At 42.8% G+C, this 3,379-nt stretch carries 4 protein-coding genes; 2 read left to right on the top strand and 2 right to left on the bottom strand.

The features are described 5' to 3' along the window. Window positions 1–149: 149 nt before the first annotated feature. Window positions 150–1,385, bottom strand: coding sequence for an ABC transporter permease (locus CHU92_RS01790; RefSeq protein ID WP_094412003.1), 1,236 nt, complete (start codon window positions 1,383–1,385; stop codon window positions 150–152). Between the two features lie 5 nt (window positions 1,386–1,390). Here CHU92_RS01790 and CHU92_RS01795 point away from each other — a divergent pair, with 5 nt between their 5' ends. Continuing rightward, window positions 1,391–2,689, top strand: coding sequence for an exo-beta-N-acetylmuramidase NamZ family protein (locus tag CHU92_RS01795; RefSeq protein ID WP_094412005.1), 1,299 nt, complete (start codon window positions 1,391–1,393; stop codon window positions 2,687–2,689). 92 nt (window positions 2,690–2,781) lie between these two features. Next, on the top strand, window positions 2,782–3,006 hold the full coding sequence (locus CHU92_RS01800) for a hypothetical protein (RefSeq protein ID WP_094412007.1): 225 nt from the start codon (window positions 2,782–2,784) through the stop codon (window positions 3,004–3,006). Between the two features lie 35 nt (window positions 3,007–3,041). On the opposite strand, the gene CHU92_RS01805 is transcribed toward CHU92_RS01800, so the two are convergent. Next, window positions 3,042–3,314, bottom strand: coding sequence for a PH domain-containing protein (locus CHU92_RS01805; protein WP_094412009.1), 273 nt, complete (start codon window positions 3,312–3,314; stop codon window positions 3,042–3,044). Between the last annotated feature and the right edge of the window lie 65 nt (window positions 3,315–3,379).

The following is a 3,379-nucleotide window of genomic DNA, read 5'->3' on the forward strand; positions in this document are numbered from 1 at the left end:
GTAGCGGCATCCTCCCCGCCGCCCGCTTTTGCGGCGGGGAGATACAGTGGAAAGCGGGAATTGCGCCTGCCGGTAGGGCCCGGGCCTTTCGCTCCTGAAAATGATTTATATGGTTTTTTAAGGTGAGCGCGGTGCGGGAGAAACCTTAATCAATCGAACCGGAGTGCCTTTACAGGAGATATTTTTGTGATGATATATGATGGGATAAGGAGTAAAGCAAGGCAGACCACTACTGTGCCGATGTTGATGAGCAGTATGGCCGGCAGGTGGATAGTTACGGGAGCTACTGTGACATAGTAGCTTTCCGGGTTGAGCCTGATTATGCCAAAATATCTCTGGATGAGCAGCAGGGCCAGGCTGATGCCGTTGCCCCAAAGAAGCCCTTGTATAATGAGGTAGGCCGCATTGTATAAGAATATTTTGCGCACGCTCCAGTCCGGCGCGCCTAAAGCCTTGAGCATACCAATCATGGGTGTACGTTCTAAAATGAGTACCAGCAGGGCAACGACCATATTTATGGTGGCTACAATAACCATGATTATAATAATGACAAGTATGTTTACATCAAAAAGCTTTAGCCATTCAAATATGTTGTAGTATTTTTCTTCTATGGTCTGGCTGTTAAGCGTTGGCGGTATTTGGTTGTATATTTCTTCTCCTTTTTGGCGGATTTGCGTGAAGTCATCAAGAAAAACCTCGAATGAACCTACCTCGCCGTTGCGCCATTTATTGATTCGCTGTACATGGCGGATATCGCCAATAAGGTAGGAAGCGTCAAATTCCTGGAAGCCGGAATTAAATATACCTACGAGCCTGAACCGCCTGAGGTTTGGCAGGCCATTGCCGCCTTCTTTCATGAAAAAGGTATTGAAGGTGTCGCCCACTTTGAGCTTTAACCTGTCGGCCAGGTATTTTGACAGGATAACTTCGTTACTTACTGCGCCGGTAAATTTAGGTATCCTGCCGGCTACAATATATTCTTTAAGGTTATCCCACCTGTAGTCGTTGTCTACCCCTTTAAAAATGACCCCTTCGACAGATTCTTCTGTCCGTATTACGCCTGCTTTTGACGCAACTGCCTGGATATGGCTGATACCGCTGACGGATTTGAATTCCGGATAAAAATCCTGTTTGATAGAGAGGGGCGCTACGCTTACTTCTGACTGGTTATCATCAAAAGTAGCGATAATGACCTGGCCGTTAAATGCGGATATTTTTTCGCGTATTTTGTCCTGCAGCCCTACACCCGTAGCCACGGCCATGATCATCATGATGACCCCGATAGCAATAGCTGTGACGGCAATTTTTATTATCGGTGCAGATATACTACTTTTATGGTCCCTGGCGGTAACCAGCCTCCGGGCTATGAAATATTCTAAATTCAAGTGATATGGTATCTTGTTCGATTTTCAAAAATACAGTTTTATTTTCATTAGTGATGCTGGTGAGCTGCAATTCGGTGAAGTCGCAAGTCGCAAGTAGAAAGTTGAAAGAAGAGCCAACAGCCAAAAGGCAAAAGGCAGGGGTAAATCATCAGGCCAACATATTAACAGGCGCAGACAATATATGGGATTACCGCAAATTGTTAGCCAATAAAAAAATTGGTGTTGTCACTAATCAGACAGGGATAGTAATTAGTCGGGTGAAAACAAATTTTGATTCCAATCCTGGTCAATATGACCTCAGAGAAAAAAGGGATACTATGCACCTCATAGATTTTTTATTATCAAAAAAATTTAGCGTCAGAAAAATATATGCGCCAGAACATGGTTTCCGCGGCACGGCCGATGCCGGCGAGCATATCAAAGACGGCAAGGACACTACAACAGGCCTTCCTATAATTTCGCTTTATGGCAACAACAAAAAACCTAAACCGGAACAGCTGGCAGGGATAGATGTACTGGTGTTTGACCTACAGGATGTAGGCGTCCGCTTTTATACATACATATCAACCTTACATTATGTTATGGAGGCCTGTGCAGAGAATAACATTCCCCTTATAGTGCTTGACAGGCCAAACCCAAACGGGAGCATTGTGGATGGGCCAACACTGGAAAAAGAACACACCAGCTTTGTGGGGATGCACCCAATACCGGTACTGCACGGAATGACTATAGGCGAATATGCACAAATGATAAACGGTGAAAAATGGCTAAAGGATGGCGCGCAGTGCCGGCTGACGGTGATTCCCTGCACGGACTATAAGCGCGATATGCCCTACAGCCTGCCGGTAAAACCATCGCCTAACCTGCCCAATGACCAGGCTATAAACCTGTATGCCAGCCTGTGCCTTTTTGAGGGCACTAACGTAAGCATGGGCCGGGGTACCAGCAAGCAATTCCAGGTTTACGGGTCGCCTTACCTGCCCAAAACAGGCTTCAGCTTTACCCCTATGCCTAACGAGGGCGCTAAAGAGCCGCCTTATAACGGGGTAACCTGTTATGGCGAAGATCTAACCAAAGCAAGTAAAGTAAAACGACTTGAACTAAAATGGCTGATGAAAGCCTATAGTGAAACCCGGGATAAATCAAAGTTCTTTATCCCTTTTTTTACCAAACTGACAGGCAACACAAAACTGCAGCAACAAATAGAAGAAGGTAAAAGCGAGGCTGAAATAAGGAAGACCTGGGAGCCGGGCCTATCTGCTTTCAGACAAATGAGGAAAAAGTATCTTATATATTCCGAATAAAAAATAGATTCTTAATTTTTTGACAAAGTGTTTCCGGTTACACTGGCTGTTTTGTAATTTTCAGTATTATTAATCATTAAACAATTCATGATATGAATATTATAATGGAAAAACTGGACGGGCTCATTCAGTATGTACTTGATTTTATACATAAAGTAAAAGGCTATGTAGATGACATCATTGCTTTTTTTGAAGACCTGCGGGACAAGATAGAAGGGCTGCTGGACTATGTGGAGAGCAAAATACAAAGTATTGAAGATTTTGTAGGCGAACTGAAACAACATAATGAAGAAGGCGCCGAAGCTACTGCACAATAATTTATAAGCTGCCGGAATTTAATTTTTTGGCAGCTTTATAATTTTACCTTTATTGCAGGATTAACCGATAACAGCTGCTGTACAAATTCTTCCCGGTTTTTAGGAGAGATAAGAGCATAATCATAGTTGTTCCCGTACTTAATTTCGAGCCTGTTGATAGATAATGCAGGCGCACTAAGCGGGTTATACGTTTTAGTTACTGATTTTATATCCTGTATATTTATCTTCCCGCTTATAAACAAGCCTGTTTTAATATGTAATATATTTCCATCAATTATATATTTTATAGAATAAAATAGGTAAACCATAATCAACAGCACAGGGATTATAATGAAGTGGTTTAAACTTTTATTTTATTAAATTTCTTTAGTGC

Source organism: Flavobacterium cyanobacteriorum, assembly GCF_002251835.1.
Classification (GTDB): Bacteria; Bacteroidota; Bacteroidia; order Flavobacteriales; family Flavobacteriaceae; genus Flavobacterium; species Flavobacterium cyanobacteriorum.

What these genes read in the sequence shown, in the direction of transcription:
- CHU92_RS01795 (WP_094412005.1), top strand. Translation starts at nt 1,391, where the DNA reads ATGGTATCTTGTTCGATTTTCAAAAATACAGTTTTATTTTCATTAGTG.
- CHU92_RS01800 (WP_094412007.1), top strand. Translation starts at nt 2,782, where the DNA reads ATGAATATTATAATGGAAAAACTGGACGGGCTCATTCAGTATGTACTT.
- CHU92_RS01805 (WP_094412009.1), bottom strand. Translation starts at nt 3,314, where the DNA reads ATGGTTTACCTATTTTATTCTATAAAATATATAATTGATGGAAATATA.